At 35.0% G+C, this 14,478-nt stretch carries 13 protein-coding genes, 2 pseudogenes and 1 other annotated feature; of the genes and pseudogenes, 8 read left to right on the top strand and 7 right to left on the bottom strand.

What is annotated here, in order from left to right; all coding sequences use genetic code 11:
- Positions 1–179: a binding site (T-box leader), on the bottom strand. This feature is flagged as partial in the annotation.
- A gap of 70 nt (positions 180–249) precedes the next feature.
- Positions 250–2,997, bottom strand: a complete 2,748-nt coding sequence (locus AC1DTM_RS10690) for a S8 family serine peptidase (protein ID WP_256416106.1) — start codon at positions 2,995–2,997, stop codon at positions 250–252.
- A 229-nt stretch (positions 2,998–3,226) separates the two neighbouring features.
- On the opposite strand from AC1DTM_RS10690, the gene AC1DTM_RS10695 reads away from it, so the two are divergent.
- Positions 3,227–4,465 (top strand): TolB family protein, encoded by a 1,239-nt coding sequence (locus AC1DTM_RS10695; RefSeq protein ID WP_088099530.1) that lies wholly within the window; start codon positions 3,227–3,229, stop codon positions 4,463–4,465.
- A 43-nt stretch (positions 4,466–4,508) separates the two neighbouring features.
- Here the strand turns inward: AC1DTM_RS10695 and AC1DTM_RS10700 are convergent, their stop codons facing one another.
- Both AC1DTM_RS10700 and AC1DTM_RS10705 read right to left on the bottom strand, forming a co-directional pair.
- On the bottom strand, positions 4,509–4,631 hold the full coding sequence (locus tag AC1DTM_RS10700) for a DUF4023 domain-containing protein (RefSeq protein ID WP_000071861.1): 123 nt from the start codon (positions 4,629–4,631) through the stop codon (positions 4,509–4,511).
- Positions 4,632–4,703: 72 nt separating this feature from the next.
- On the bottom strand, positions 4,704–5,042 hold the full coding sequence (locus AC1DTM_RS10705) for a hypothetical protein (protein ID WP_016106194.1): 339 nt from the start codon (positions 5,040–5,042) through the stop codon (positions 4,704–4,706).
- A 169-nt stretch (positions 5,043–5,211) separates the two neighbouring features.
- Between AC1DTM_RS10705 and AC1DTM_RS10710 the strand changes: the two genes are divergently transcribed.
- From AC1DTM_RS10710 to AC1DTM_RS10720, 3 genes and pseudogenes are all read left to right on the top strand, one after another.
- Positions 5,212–5,787 carry a histidine phosphatase family protein gene (locus tag AC1DTM_RS10710; RefSeq protein WP_088099529.1) on the top strand — a complete coding sequence of 192 codons (576 nt, stop codon included), beginning with the start codon at positions 5,212–5,214 and terminating at the stop codon, positions 5,785–5,787.
- 2 nt (positions 5,788–5,789) lie between these two features.
- Positions 5,790–6,127, top strand: a pseudogene (locus AC1DTM_RS10715) (delta-aminolevulinic acid dehydratase); the annotation flags it as partial.
- Positions 6,128–6,391: 264 nt separating this feature from the next.
- Positions 6,392–6,892 carry a DoxX family protein gene (locus AC1DTM_RS10720; protein ID WP_088099528.1) on the top strand — a complete coding sequence of 167 codons (501 nt, stop codon included), beginning with the start codon at positions 6,392–6,394 and terminating at the stop codon, positions 6,890–6,892.
- 36 nt (positions 6,893–6,928) lie between these two features.
- On the opposite strand, the gene AC1DTM_RS10725 is transcribed toward AC1DTM_RS10720, so the two are convergent.
- Both AC1DTM_RS10725 and AC1DTM_RS10730 read right to left on the bottom strand, forming a co-directional pair.
- Positions 6,929–7,813 (bottom strand): alpha/beta fold hydrolase, encoded by an 885-nt coding sequence (locus tag AC1DTM_RS10725; protein ID WP_088099527.1) that lies wholly within the window; start codon positions 7,811–7,813, stop codon positions 6,929–6,931.
- A 15-nt stretch (positions 7,814–7,828) separates the two neighbouring features.
- Positions 7,829–8,668, bottom strand: a complete 840-nt coding sequence (locus AC1DTM_RS10730) for a GNAT family N-acetyltransferase (RefSeq protein WP_199715069.1) — start codon at positions 8,666–8,668, stop codon at positions 7,829–7,831.
- A gap of 268 nt (positions 8,669–8,936) precedes the next feature.
- On the opposite strand from AC1DTM_RS10730, the gene AC1DTM_RS10735 reads away from it, so the two are divergent.
- Both AC1DTM_RS10735 and AC1DTM_RS10740 read left to right on the top strand, forming a co-directional pair.
- Positions 8,937–10,322, top strand: a complete 1,386-nt coding sequence (locus tag AC1DTM_RS10735) for an alkaline phosphatase (protein ID WP_016106191.1) — start codon at positions 8,937–8,939, stop codon at positions 10,320–10,322.
- 54 nt (positions 10,323–10,376) lie between these two features.
- A complete protein-coding gene (locus AC1DTM_RS10740) occupies positions 10,377–10,841 on the top strand; it encodes a hypothetical protein (protein ID WP_477000219.1) in 465 nt (154 codons plus the stop codon).
- 78 nt (positions 10,842–10,919) lie between these two features.
- Here AC1DTM_RS10740 and AC1DTM_RS10745 read toward each other — a convergent pair whose 3' ends face one another.
- Positions 10,920–11,570, bottom strand: coding sequence for a GTP pyrophosphokinase (locus tag AC1DTM_RS10745; protein ID WP_002111928.1), 651 nt, complete (start codon positions 11,568–11,570; stop codon positions 10,920–10,922).
- A 320-nt stretch (positions 11,571–11,890) separates the two neighbouring features.
- Here AC1DTM_RS10745 and AC1DTM_RS10750 point away from each other — a divergent pair.
- A pseudogene (locus AC1DTM_RS10750) lies at positions 11,891–12,502 on the top strand (YcdB/YcdC domain-containing protein); the annotation flags it as partial.
- A gap of 55 nt (positions 12,503–12,557) precedes the next feature.
- Here the strand turns inward: AC1DTM_RS10750 and AC1DTM_RS10755 are convergent.
- Entirely contained in the window at positions 12,558–13,298 is a 741-nt protein-coding gene (locus tag AC1DTM_RS10755) for a hypothetical protein (RefSeq protein WP_088099525.1), read from the bottom strand.
- 187 nt (positions 13,299–13,485) lie between these two features.
- On the opposite strand from AC1DTM_RS10755, the gene sigK reads away from it, so the two are divergent.
- Positions 13,486–14,199 (top strand): RNA polymerase sporulation sigma factor SigK, encoded by a 714-nt coding sequence (sigK, locus tag AC1DTM_RS10760; protein WP_000051382.1) that lies wholly within the window; start codon positions 13,486–13,488, stop codon positions 14,197–14,199.
- Positions 14,200–14,478 lie beyond the last annotated feature (279 nt).

A 14,478-nucleotide genomic window follows, 5' to 3' on the forward strand; every position in this document is an offset into this window, starting at 1 on the left:
GTTTACCACTTACTTTAAGATAACGGAAAAATCCGTCTTTCTCTTCATGCATAAAAAGCATTACGGGAAAGAAGCTCCAGAATTGTAATTCACGCTTGTATATGTACTGATTCGCACCAACCATCAGTTCTCTGAGACAGGGATATAAGTCGCTACTAGTATTCCTTCAAAGCCGATATATAATTCGTTCAACTAAACTATGTTTTGTATTATAAAACTATATTTAAAAGCTTGTCAACAATAATTTTATTATTTTACTTCTAAATCAACATTTAAATTAGATGTATTTCCGGCTGCATCAGTTGCTGCAATGTGGATTGTATTTTTCCCTTGTTGTAATTGATTGCGATCGAAATAAATTTCAAAGTTTTTCTCCCAATGGTTCAAGAATGCATTTTCCCATACGCCATTTCCATTAATTTCATACTGTATTGTTACTGGATGTCCTGGAGCAACCCATCCGGATTCTGTCATCCAATCTAAAAGTATATCATCTACTTTCCCTCTAATTACGAGGTTTTCTTGATCTACTTCAGGCGATAATTTCGGTGCAGTGCGGTCGACAAATACAGCTCCTGTTTGTTTCGTTTCTCCTCCAGAATTAGAAGCAACAGCTTCAATTTGGTATAAGCCATCAGGTAGAGGTGATCCATCAGTTTTCGTACCATTCCATTTGAAAGATTTATAACCTGGTGTTTCATTCTTACCTTGATGAACGATTCCTTTATATGTTACTCGGTCTTTCGTAATTAAATTAGCATGAAACGTTACATCCTCAACTGGTGTAACTAAATAGTAATTGATAAGGTTGTCATCTAGTATTCTGTCATTATTTGGACTGAAAGTAGAATTAACGATTTCAAGGCCATCAATACGCTTGTATTCTTTCGGATCGATGCTAAATGTAAATGGAATACGCATTTCTTCAGTCTTCCCTTGCTCTTTTACATATAGATTTCCCGTATATACACCTTGTGGTAAGGAGCTATCAACAGTAATAGTAAAAGGCTTTTCGATGTTACTATTCGGTTTAATGCTAATAGAAGAAGGGAAAGAAGTCTGGACTTTTGTTTTTGTATCTAGTAATTCAATGCGAGTTGAAAAGTTTTTCTTTTTGTTAGAAAGATTTTGTAACGTAATATTTTGTGTTAACTTCACTTTGCCACTATTAGGTTTAATGAGAACGAAACTTACATTGTTTGGTTTCACTAATGCATCTGCTTTTGCTGCTTTTGGAATGTTAATTAAACCAGATCCTTGTGCCATGACAGGATATGTATTTTCATTGACATCCTTTAATGTTTTTGCAGTGTTGGCAAGAGCTGCTTTCAATTGTTCTGTCGTCCAATCAGGATGCATTTGACGCAGCAGAGCAACGGCTCCCGCTACTTGTGGCGCAGCCATACTTGTTCCGTTGTGAGATTCATAGCCACCTCTTGGCACTGTGCTTGTAATGTTTACTCCAGGTGCAACTATATCAGGCTTTATGAGCCAACTTCCTTGTGATGGTCCTCTTGAACTGAAGTTACCAATAAGTTCGGTTTGGCTTGGTTGTCCAATTTTTATATTTTTCTTTCGTTTTGTAATTAAATTTTTCAACTCTTCACCATTTGTATTTGATAGTTGCATAACTGGAAGAGCTACATCTTCACGTCCAAAATATTCGGGCATAATATTAATTTCTTTTTCGTTAGAAATTAGTAGCACGCCGAGAGCGCCAGCTTGTTTCGCTTGTTCTGCTTTTACTAACGTGCTCGAAGTTCCTTGTAAAACAAGGGCGAACTTCCCTTTCACATCTTGTTTAGCGTAATCGCTTGGATTACCGTAGCCAACATATACAAGCTGAGCATCGTTTCCTACTTGGAAATCTGCTTTTGATAAAGGTAATCCTTGGTAAGATTTATTGGAACCAGCTACTTGGAATGTTGGAAATGGAATAGAAACTGTAGATGCTCCAACAGAGATGACACTACTTGCGTTACCAGGAGCGTCAACAGACCAAGGTTTTGGTCCATCATTTCCATTTGAGACGACCGCAGTAACCCCAAGCTTTGCTGCACGTTCTAACGTTAATGTTACAGGCTGATCAGGTACATTCAAATCTTGACCAAGAGATAGATTTAAAACATCGGCACCATCTTGAATAGCGCGCTCAATACCTTGAATAATATCATCGGTCGTACCAGTACCACCATCATTCATGACACGGTAAGCGAGTATAGAAGCATTCGGAGCAATCCCCTTTATTTTTCCGTTACCAGCAATAATTCCAGCAACATGGGTACCGTGGACGTTTCCATCCATCGGATCATTATCTTCATCGACTGTATCATAGCCGCCGATATAATTTGCTTGTAAATCAGGGTGGGTATAGTCGACACCTGAATCGATAATAGCGACTTTTATTCCTTTTCCATCAAGGGGTTTGCCAGTTGGATCTTTTAAATTCCAAGCTTCAGGTGCACCAACTGTAGGGCCGCCAACATTTGGTGTTTCTTGATCTGCTGGGCTTTTTGATGTTTCATGTAACTTATATGTTAAGTTCGGATAAATTGCTTTTACTTCAGGTAAAGAAGCTAAAGCAGCAATTTGATCTCCTGGGATAGAAATAGAAAACCCAGAAAATAATGTACTATATGTTTCTTTTATCGTTGCCTTCGGTGCTTTTTCTTTAATTTTCTTTGTTGTATCCTCTTGTGCCTTTTTTAGTTGCGCATGGTATGATTGCACATTGCTATTTTTTAGATCCGGAGCATGCTGAATGTTACTTTGTGAAGCGAGTGGAGCATGCTGTAATTCTACAATGACAGAAATTTCTTTTGATGTTTTTGTTTCAACATTTTGCGCGATTTTGTTTTCTCCCCATTGTTCAATATTCGCTTTTAACTGTGGACTAAATTGCTTCTCTTTTTGCAGTGACTCAGCATGGGCGCTTAAAGCTCCAAAACTCGAAAAGACGAGCGCCATACTTAATAGTGTAGATGTAGTTTTTTTCATTGAAACTCCCTCTAATAAAAAGTGCCAATATTCCGAAAATAAATATTGCATTTTTGTCGTTAATTATAGGAACGGATGTTGGCTAAACTATAAATTCGACATAATCCATACCAATCCTCTTTGAATTGAAAATTTCTTGGGAAATTTTTTGGAATTATGTCGAATGGATAAAATTTGCATATAGTAAGCGGAATATGAGGAATGCTAAAGGGGGAAATGGGGGTGCTATATGAAAAGGTTTATAGTAAGTGGAATCGTGATTCTGGGCCTTTTTTTCTGTTCAAGTTCTATTACTAGCGCAGAAAACAATGGAGTGAAAGTTGCCTTTATTCGTAATCATAATCTATGGATTAAATTCGGTGAAAAAGAAAAACAAATTACAAAAGGAGAGTACATAACAGGGCCGAAATGGTCACATAATGGAGAATGGCTTGCATATGCAAAAGGAAAGAAGCAAAATCATTTTGAACTGTATCGGCTGAAAGATGGAAAGAAAGTTACACCATCTCAATCAGAAGCATCGAATTATCAATGGTCACCAACAGAGAATATAATTGCATTTGTATTTGCACGTACATTAAATATATTTGATGTTGAAAAAAAGAAAGTAGATTTTGACAATGTAGCTAGTGGTGTAGGTGACTATGCATGGCATCCTGATGGTAAGAAGTTTCTTGTATCATCAGAAGCGTTCTTGCTTCCAACAGGATGGACAGGTGCTCAGTTATATGAAATACAAAAGGATGCAAATATGAATCCTCATAAGATGAAACATTTATATGCACTACCGAATGAGCATGATGACTTTTTAGCATTAGTTGGAAGTGGATTTAAGTGGTCGCCAGATCAAAAATGGATTTCGTTTTTGGCAGTACCAACAGCTTCTTTGTCAGCGGATAGTAATACACTTTGCTTAATTCGATCAGACGGCAGTCGTTTTGAAACAGTAGATCAAATGTTATTAAACACACAATGGTTCAAATGGGCGCCATCCAAAAATATATTAGCCTATATTGAAGGGAGCGGGAGAGTTGCCTTAGAGAATAAACATTTAAAAATAAAAGAATTGCCGGCTCTCCAGCAAAATACATTTACTCCAAAAGGCTATGTTGATTGGGATTTCACATGGAAGAACGATAATGTAATTATCGTTTCAAGGGCAAAGGAAGCAGAGCTATCGGTCCCTCTAGAAAAAAGACCACTACCATCTTTATATGAAGTAAATAGTATAAACGATGAACAAAATCAAATTACAAAGCCATCAAATAGCCAAGGCGATTATAACCCTATTTTTATTAAGAAGAGCAACCAATTAATGTGGATCCGTTCAAATCGTAAGAAAGCTGATGTATGGCTTGCTCATAGCGATGGGAAATATGAAAAGAAGTGGATTGAAAATATAGATGTGCCAGAGTGGTATTATGAGAAATGGGATTGGGAAGATGTCGTTTCGGTTAAAGACAAGTAAAAAAACCTGCCTAAAATATAATTTTTAGGCAGGTTTTTCAATGTTATTTATGTGTTTTATTTGGCTTTTTTTTCGCAGGGTTTCCGTTCCCTTGGCGCTTTCTATTTTGTTCATCTTTTGCTTGTTTTTCATGTAATGTATCTAAAAAGTCATTTGAGTTACTCATTTTTATATCTCTCCTTTTTTCATTGCGTCCTAGTTACTATAACCATTTAGGAGGATAATCATGAGATAAAAGTTAAGCACTTAGTTTTCTTCGGTAGTATACGTAAAATAGTCCATATGTAATGAATAACATAAGTAAAACTTGTAACTCTACATTTTCTTTTAAAATAGTTGCGACAGGAGCTGGTAAGTAAGGTGATGTATCGCTCGTTCCTAAACCTAACCATTTGTTTAAGAGGTTAAAGATACAAAACATGAAAACACCAGACCAGCTTGCGATAATTGCCTTCTGCTTAATTTTTGTTTCCCGTTCATCATCTGTAATCCAAGGATTAGCAGTTTTATCGCTATTAAAAAAGCCATTTATGTATCCCCATATGATCATTCCGATAAAGAAGATAATCCATTTCATATTTGTAATCCTCCTCTTCTTGTAAAAAATATTTTACATATATAATTGTAATATTTTCCAAAAGTTGATGTCAAACACTTTTTACATTCTGCTTTTTAAAATAGCAGGAGTAAAGAAAAAATTAGGGAAGAAATATGTGAGACTATTTCATAGTGAGAGGAAGAGGAGAATGAAACTTGTCTTTGTTCGGCATGGTGAAGGTGAGCATACGAAAGATTTACCATTAAGTTTACAAGCGGTGAATCCGCCATTGACGGGTGTGGGAAAGAAGCAGGCTAAATTACTTCATTGCGATGTACCATTACAAGAAAAGGATATATTAATCGCTAGTCCTACACTTCGAACTTTACAAACTGCGGCAATGTGGAGTGCGGAAGTTGCTTGTCAAAAAATTGTTCATCCATATATATCCCCGCGTATTTTCCCTTATCGGGAATCCGCCAAAACATTACCGTGCGATCAATTGTTAGATCGGAAGGTAATAAAAAATTTATTTCCACATTTTTCATTAGAAGAAAGTACAAATGAATTGTTATGGAATGAGGGAGTCAATATCATCTCAGAGAAGGAATTTCAGCAAATAGTAGATGAATTTCTGCACTGGTGCTATCAGTTAAGAGCAGAAAAAGTTTGTATCGTTTCACATGATGGAACAATTACAGCGTATAGGCAATATTTACAGAAAGTCGCTTTAACTAGAGCTGATTTTTTGAAAGAAACGGGTATATATGAAATGGACTTATAGGAGGGGGATTTGTAATGGAAGAGTTAGGGGGAAATGTGTACGACTTAAATGAGCAGAGAGTATACTTTGGCGTAGCGGAAATTAAGTAATATGCAAAATTGCATATTACACATATTGTAAATGGTTGGTATAAGTTTGGGGGGAAACTAGTAGAATCCTTTTTACATAGTGATGTAAAATCATATGTTGGATCGATAGATTATGTAGATGGGAATGTAGCGCTTATGTTTACAATACGCTTATTTTATGGGCTTATTAACCATAAAAAACGTTAGAAGAGGCTTTTCAACAAGCGAGATTAATCGATGAGGAGACACATACATTTCGATTATATAAATAGTATGAAACACGTTTATTTTATATTCGAATAAACGTGTTTCACATTTAACTCACAGTTTTTTTACATTTTCTTCAATGAAAATGATTATCACCTGTGGTATGATATGTTCAAGTTTTTACAGGTAATAAAAGTTACTATATATACGTTAGTATTTAATGTTTTGTATGTATGTCACGAATTATTCATAATTAATATTTTAAAAGTAAGTAACTAATGTTATCATATTATCTGTAACTGACTTAATTACAACTTTAGGAGGAAGATATGATTATTCAATTTTTAAGAGAAAACAAAGCAGTTTCTTTTGTATTAGCGATAATTCGAGTGTATCTTGGTTACACATGGGTAATGGCTGGAATCGGTAAACTACAAGGAAAAGGATTCGATGCAACTGGTTATTTACAAGGTGCAATTGAAAAATCTAAAGGAGCACAACCAGCTGTTCAATCTTGGTGGGCATCATTCTTACAAGATTTTGCAATTCCAAACGTTGATTTATTTAATACACTTGTGACGTGGGGAGAAATTTTAGTCGGAATTGGTTTAATTGTAGGCTGTTTAACAAAAACAGCGGTCTTTTTCGGTCTTGTAATGAACTTTTCCTATATGTTTAGTGGGTCAATTGGTGTAAACCCTGAAATGGTTATCTTATCCATGTTCGTTCTTGTTTCTGGTATGAATGCTGGAAAACTTGGAATTGATGGCTTCGTTATTCCAAAAGTACTAGGATCAAAAACTCAAAAACGCCAAAAGCAAGCTGCTTAATATATGAAAACGGGTATCTCAAAAAGAGATACCCGTTTATTTTTCAGCATTTATAGGATTTTTCTCGAAAAAATCTTTTACATACCCTACAAATTCTTGTGGCTCTTGACGAAATGGAGCATGGTAACCCTTTTCAATAATATGGAAAGTGCTATTTTTTAAGAATTGATGATAAGTTTCTCCTTCTTTCCAAGAAACGCTACTATCATTTCTTCCCCATATAATTAAAGTTGGTTGCTTAATTTCATTTGCATTGATTTGAAGACGCCTAGGCCATAATTTCATTTTATTATAATGCTCTTCATCATTACGCTTGAATTTAACTTTGCTCTCATCATAATCTGCAATAGAAGAAACGGCACTTAAATCAGTCGACAACTTTGGTTTTGGTGAACCTTGTTTATTAACGAGAGTATGAGGGCCGCCTGTAGCATCAGTTAAAATAAGGTGAGTAACCGCTTCAGGGTATAAATATGTTAAATTAAGAGAAATTTCTCCGCCCATCGAATGTCCCAGTATTGCGAATGAGTCATACCCTAGTTTTTTCATTAACTTATAATACAAATTTGCATGAGTTGGAAAAGAATAATAAAAATCCATCGGCTTAGAGGAACGTCCGAATCCTAAAGCATCAACAGAAATAATCGTATGATTTTTTGCTAAATCTGAGTAAATCTTTTGAAAACCATCGGATGATCCTCCAAATCCATGGATCATAAGTAAAGGTGGTTTTTCATCACCAATCTTTTTAAAGTAAATCGTTTGACCATCTATCTCTACCATTTTTTCCTCGGTAGCTAGTTTCGCTGTAATTGTATTTTTAACTTTTTTTACTTGTTCTACTGGCTTTTCTGCTGCACTACATCCTACTAATAGTGTAAGAGTAAGACAACCTACCATACAATAGCTAAATCGCTTCAATTAGGTGTCCCCTTTCTAACATAACGCTGCATCTATCATAGCAAATAGCATATTACGATTTCCAGGAAGTTGATTACCATTCTTTATCATAAGAGGTGAAAGGAGCGTTTCCTGGAAATCTGCTGTTTGAAGAAATTGGCGGAATATGAATTGTGAGTGCGGAACATCAATGCGTATCGTCCCACTCCACGATTTACAAATCATTTCTAATAACTGAATAGCGTCTTTTTCTTTTTTTGAAATAAGCGGAGTGATACATAGTACATCTCCTTTTTGTATGCATAAAGCAAAAGCATCTATTTGATTATCCCGTTCTATTTTAAAGGAGTAAGTTGCTCTCGATAGTAGCGATGAAAAAAGCTTAGAACGATATGCACCAGTCGCAGTTTGATCAAGAAAAATGAGAGATTGAAGATCGGCTTGCTGAATTTGTTTTATGGGAAAAGAATTTGTACTTATATGAGCCGCTTGTTTTTCGAAACGATGAATTGTTGTTATTGATTGAAATCCATAAGATTCATATAAGGATTCGCCAGCTTTTGTTGCAATGAGCGTAATAGGGAGCGATCGATGAGTTACTTTTAAGCTAGTGTTTAACAAAATACGGCCAATTCCTTTTCTTTGAAAATCAGGATGCACGATTAACATACCGATAGAAGAAAATCCAGGGGCAAACGAAAAGACCCCGCCCGCTGTAATAAGTTTATTCTCATGTACATAGCCAAAAATTGTGCCAATGGAAAGGTACATATGGAATTGCTCTTTCATAAAAATCTCATGCTGTAACCACCCGACTGATTTGCAAAGAGAGAGTAAATCTGGAATGGAAGATTCGTCTAGTTTTACTGTTTTCATAAAGTTCACCATATTTCTATTTAAATTAGAAAAAATAAGAATAATATTACGAAATGTAAAATAATAGGTTCGTATTAAAAAAATCCAACATGTTTATATTTTTCTTTGTAAAGGGAAGTATGTTTGATATGACAAGACAAACTTATAAAAATTATAACTGGAATTTACATAAGTTAACAAAAAATTTACATATAACTCATTTTCTCTTAACAGTCTTCTATTAAATTTGATAGTGGGAAATGAATAACCTAATTAGGGGGACAAGACAGTGAAAAAGTTTGTAAAAAAAGCATGGCCATTTGCAGTTGTGGCGTCGTTAGCAGTTACTTCGGTAGCAACATGGAATTTTACGCGTTCTAGTGAGGTTAATGCGGATGAGAACGGAAACAATGCAAAAATTAAAAATGTCATTGTATTAATTGGGGATGGTATGGGGCCTTCATATATGACAGCTCATCGTTATATGAAAGATAATCCAAAAACATTTGAGATGGAATCTACAGAATTTGATAAGCATCTTGTAGGAACACAAAAAACATATCCAGAAGATGAACATGAAAATATTACAGACTCTGCATCGGCAGCTACTGCGATGTCAGCAGGTATAAAAACATATAATGCAGCTATTGCAGTAGATAATGATAAAGCTGAAGTGAAAACAGTATTGGAGCAAGCGAAAGAAAAAGGGAAGTCAACGGGACTCGTTGCAACGTCTGAAATTACGCATGCAACACCAGCTGCATTCGGTGCACATGATATTAGTCGTAAAAATATGGACGCAATTGCAAATGATTACTTTGATGAGAAAATTAAAGGTAAGCATAAAATAGATGTTATGCTTGGCGGCGGCGTAAATAACTTTGTTAGAAAAGACCGCAATCTTACAGAAGAATTTAAGAAGTCTGGTTATAGTTATGTAACAGATCGTAATCAATTATTAAATGATAAAAGCGATCAAGTTCTTGGCTTATTTGCACCAGGTGGTTTAGACAAAATGATTGACCGTACTGACAAAACACCTTCATTAGAAGAGATGACAAATACCGCGATTGAGCGCTTGAACAAAAATAAAAATGGTTTCTTCTTAATGGTCGAAGGTAGTCAAATTGATTGGGCTGGACATGATAATGATATTGTCGGTGCAATGAGTGAAATGGAAGACTTCGAAAAAGCGTTTAAAGCAGCAATTGAGTTTGCGAAAAAAGATAAGAACACATTAGTTGTTGCAACTGCAGACCATGCTACTGGCGGATTATCTTTAGGTGCGAATGGTGAGTATAACTTTAAAGTAGATCCGATTAAAGCTGCGAAACGTACGCCAGACTTTATGGCAAGTGAGATTGTAAAAGGTGCAAATGTAGAAGAAACATTGAAAAAGTATATTGATCTACAATTAACACCAGAAGAAATTAAAGCTGTAAATGATATAGCTCCATCAAAAGATGTAACAAAGATTGATAATGCAATTGAAGATATCTTCAATAAGCGTTCGGTTACAGGTTGGACAACGGGTGGACATACAGGTGAAGATGTAAACGTATATGCATTCGGACCGGGTAAATACTTATTCTCTGGCGTTCAAGAGAATACAAATATAGCTAAACGTGTCTTTGACATTGTTGGCGGCGGCGACCCGAATAAAGGAAGACGCTAATTATAAATGAAAGTGAGGCGGAATGCCTCACTTTTCTTTTTAGGAGATGGAAAGATGAGAGTTTTTTTAGGGAAATTAAGATTCCTTCTAGTATTTGTATTATTGCTAGTTGGATGTCAATCTCAAGAGAATAATATAGAACAAAAATCTGCTGGAAAAACTGAGGAAAAGGTACATATAACGAAAGAAGAAGAGAAATCCATTCAAGATGTTATTGAGGCATTTGTACGGACGACGAATGAAAAGAATCTTGCTGAGCATATGGAGTTATTTTCAAAGAAGATGCCTAGTGCTGAAGACTTAAAAACACAAWAGGAAGCGGCATTTCAAAAGGGAAATAAGAAAATAGAATTGGAACATATGAATATGAAAGCTCTTAAAGGTGGGCTTGTTATTGTTGAAACGGAGGAAAAAGAAGTAGACGGAGGGGTTACTCTTCAAAAGAAAATGCAGTATGCACTTGGAAAAGAAGACGAAGGGTGGAAGATTGAAGAAGTTCGTACGATAGAGAAGAAATAAAGTGAAACTTTAATCAGTGGGAGTCTTACTGCCCGCAAATAGCGGAATAAAAAAAGGTTCTCATAGGAGAGAACCTTTTTAAAGTGGTAATAAAATTTGATTTGAACATGCTTCAATGTCATCAATATCTTGACGGATTGTTGCCATCTTATTATCGAGGTCTTCAGCTTTCATAGCAGCGTCATGTAGTTCATCCTTCAAATAATCAGGTATATTTCCTTCATATTTGTAGTAAAGTTTATGTTCTAAACTTGCCCAAAAGTCCATCGCAAGTGTACGTAATTGAATTTCTGCAAATACATCTTTCGTACCAGAATTTAGTAACAATGGATATTTAATAATCATATGCAAACTTTTATAGCCATTTCCTTTTGGATTGGCAATATAATCTTTTACTTCTACAATTTCCATGTCTCCACGATTTTCAATAACCCCTTTTAAATGGTAAATATCTTCTACAAAGCAACATGTAATACGGATGCCAATAATATCTTGTAATTGTGTTTGAGCATTTTCAACTGTTGGTGATAAATTTTTACGCTCAAGCTTCCTAATGATACTTTCGGGTTGTTTAAGTCTTGTTTTTATATGTTCAAACGGGTTGTAGTCTTCTAAAAATTGAGCTTCCCGGTTCATAATTTCAAATTTAGTTTTTAACTCTTCTAAAGCAAATGTATAAGGTAATACAAAAGCTTTCCAGTAGTTAACGGTTGATTGGTTATATTCCATTTATATACACACCTTTTCTTATTTACAAGTGAAGTTGTTATTATACTAAACACCAAATCATGTAGGCGCAAGCAGCAAATGATGAGATCATAAAGCGATATTTAGTTTTCATCTTTTCAACCCCTTTCAAATGAAATTATATATGAATAAACGTCATTGTTAGTAATTTCACTATGTACAATTCTTATAGTAATAGATTCATGTGAAATTCGTATGAACTAATTGTTTCAGCTTTTTGTCTTTTTGCTAATGACTTTTGGTTTTGTTTATTATAATTACCTTAAATTGTAATAAAGGAGAGAGTATGATGAATCCAAAAGATAATGAATGAATTCTTTAAAAAGCATTTACCGATGTTAAAATATAATAATTTAGTTTGCATTACGATTGATAAATCAACCAATGAATTAATTGGTTTTATAAAACTGACAGACGATAAAGAAGTAAAACAAATACTGTCTAGAGAGGAATGTTTACAAAAAGCACTTCAATTTTTAGAACGAGTTATTCCAGATAGCACACAATATCTTCGTCTTTGGGAAGAACGTGAAGAAGCAGAAGATGGGATTGAAAGATTTACCTTTTCTGTATATGTGAATGGGATTCCAGCAGAGTATAACCAATTTAGGGTCAATATCAATACAGAAAATGGTGCTGTGATGCACTACTCAGGAGAATCTAGCAACTTTATAAAAGAATTACTTGCATATGAAACAACACCAAAAGTAACAAAAGAAGAAGCGTTAGAAATATACAGAGAGGCTATCCGAGTTAAATTAGAATGGTCTATAGATCATGACGTAGAGGAAACGGTATATCAATTGCTGTATAAACAAACAACGGATGAAAATTATAAAGAATTCTTCGACTGTAGTCGAGAAATTCGTTATATTGATGCGCATACTGGGGAGAAAATTTGGAGTGAATACTAGTAAAAGCCAATCGATACGTATCGATTGGCTTTTACTATGTTCTTAGAATTATTTATTAATTGCCGTTAAGTGGTTGAAGAATACCATCTTGAGCTTTTGACCAATCATATAGGTTTCCATCAGATCCCACTGCAAAATTTAGAGCACGTGAGTTCTCAGGAGATTCGCGTCCGTATAAGACGTCGTATAGTTTAATACCATTTATTGTGCCAATTAGTTTGTCTTCGCCGGAGCCGTAACGAATTTCATCTGAGCGAGCTCCCATTCTTTTTTCTAGAACTTTTACAGCATCTTCACTTGTGAATGTAATAGTATCAGTTTGTTTATTTGGTTGCTTAGCTGGTTGTTGTTCTTTTTGTGTGTTTTTAGATTCTGCTTCAGGTTTTGTATTATTTTTAACTGTGTCGTTATCTTCATTTTTTTTGTTGTTTTCAGTAGTGGCGTTGCTCTCAGTTTTTGTATTGTTTTTAGGTGTTGCATTGTTTTCATTTTTTTTGTTGTTTTCGGTAGTTGTGTTGTTTTCAGCTTTTGTGCTGTTTTTAGCTGTTACGCTGTTTTCATTTTTTTTGTTGTTTTCAGTAGTTGCGTTATTCTCGTTTGTTGCATTTTCCTCAGTTTTTACACTGTCTTCATCTTTTTGTGTATCTTCTGTTTTTGTGCTGTCTTTTGATGCTGCAGTATCCTGTTTAGTCGTTTCAGTTTTTGTGGGCGAAGTTTGTTGTCCGCAAGCTGACAGTAAGAAAAAAGATAGTGTGAGTACTACTAATTTTGTTATTTGTGAAGTAAAGTATTGCATGAAAACACCTCTTTCAAAATTTTGGAACTTAACATATTGTAATACATTGGAAAAAATATTCAAGGTATGAAAGACTTATTTCGTTCGACAAAAAGCTAAGGATTCCATATTTATATCGTACAGACACAAACAACCTCACGCCCACATACACATAGTAAAGACCACTATTTTGGCGGAGGTGAAAGGTTTGAGTCTATTCGCCGCAATTGGATATATGGTTCGAGAAGTGTTTGTCTTTGTTTCTTATGTGAAGAACAATGCGTTCCCGCAGCCGTTATCATCAGATGATGAGAGAAAGTACTTAGAGTTAATGGAGCAAGGTGATGCTCAAGCGAGAAATCTTTTAATTGAACATAATTTACGGCTTGTAGCTCATATCGTTAAGAAATTCGAAAACACTGGTGAAGATGCAGAAGATTTAATTTCAATTGGTACCATTGGGCTTATTAAAGCGATTGAAAGCTATTCAGCAGGGAAAGGAACTAAGCTTGCAACATATGCAGCACGCTGTATCGAAAATGAAATTTTGATGCATTTACGTGTGCTGAAGAAAACGAAAAAAGACGTTTCACTTCATGATCCAATCGGGCAAGATAAAGAGGGTAATGAAATATCGCTTATTGATATATTAAAATCAGAATCAGAAGATGTAATTGATATGATTCAGCTTAGTATGGAGTTAGAAAAAATTAAAGAGTATATCGATATTTTAGACGAACGAGAGAAAGAAGTAATTGTGAAGCGTTTTGGACTTGGGCTTGATAAAGAGAAAACACAGAGGGAGATTGCGAAGGCACTCGGTATTTCAAGAAGCTACGTATCGCGAATTGAAAAGCGTGCTTTAATGAAAATGTTCCACGAATTTGTGCGGGCTGAGAAAGAGAAAAAAGCAAAAGAATAATGTATATTGTAGGCAGCTACACTTTAAAAGTGGCTGCTTTTCTTTCGGGAAAACGGAAAGAAAACGAGCTGTTCTAAGAAGAAATACATGTTCACTGTTGAAAATGGCGGATTCTATCTGTAATATTAGAAGGTGCTAAACAATTTAAGAATAAAAATTATACTTAGTTTTTCATCGTGTATAACGAGACGGCTCCATTCTATATGTGGGAATAAGAACCAATTTTACATATGATATAGAGAGAAAAGAAGGGGAAACTAAAGTTATAGGCTGATTAGG

It is taken from the genome of Bacillus sp. P4_D3 (genome assembly GCF_056401855.1).

Coding starts and splice junctions, on each gene's coding strand:
- AC1DTM_RS10690 (WP_256416106.1), bottom strand. CDS start 2,997: ATGAAAAAAACTACATCTACACTATTAAGTATGGCGCTCGTCTTTTCG.
- AC1DTM_RS10695 (WP_088099530.1), top strand. CDS start 3,227: ATGAAAAGGTTTATAGTAAGTGGAATCGTGATTCTGGGCCTTTTTTTC.
- AC1DTM_RS10700 (WP_000071861.1), bottom strand. CDS start 4,631: ATGAGTAACTCAAATGACTTTTTAGATACATTACATGAAAAACAAGCA.
- AC1DTM_RS10705 (WP_016106194.1), bottom strand. CDS start 5,042: ATGAAATGGATTATCTTCTTTATCGGAATGATCATATGGGGATACATA.
- AC1DTM_RS10710 (WP_088099529.1), top strand. CDS start 5,212: ATGAAACTTGTCTTTGTTCGGCATGGTGAAGGTGAGCATACGAAAGAT.
- AC1DTM_RS10720 (WP_088099528.1), top strand. CDS start 6,392: ATGATTATTCAATTTTTAAGAGAAAACAAAGCAGTTTCTTTTGTATTA.
- AC1DTM_RS10730 (WP_199715069.1), bottom strand. CDS start 8,668: ATGAAAACAGTAAAACTAGACGAATCTTCCATTCCAGATTTACTCTCT.
- AC1DTM_RS10745 (WP_002111928.1), bottom strand. CDS start 11,570: ATGGAATATAACCAATCAACCGTTAACTACTGGAAAGCTTTTGTATTA.
- AC1DTM_RS10755 (WP_088099525.1), bottom strand. CDS start 13,298: ATGCAATACTTTACTTCACAAATAACAAAATTAGTAGTACTCACACTA.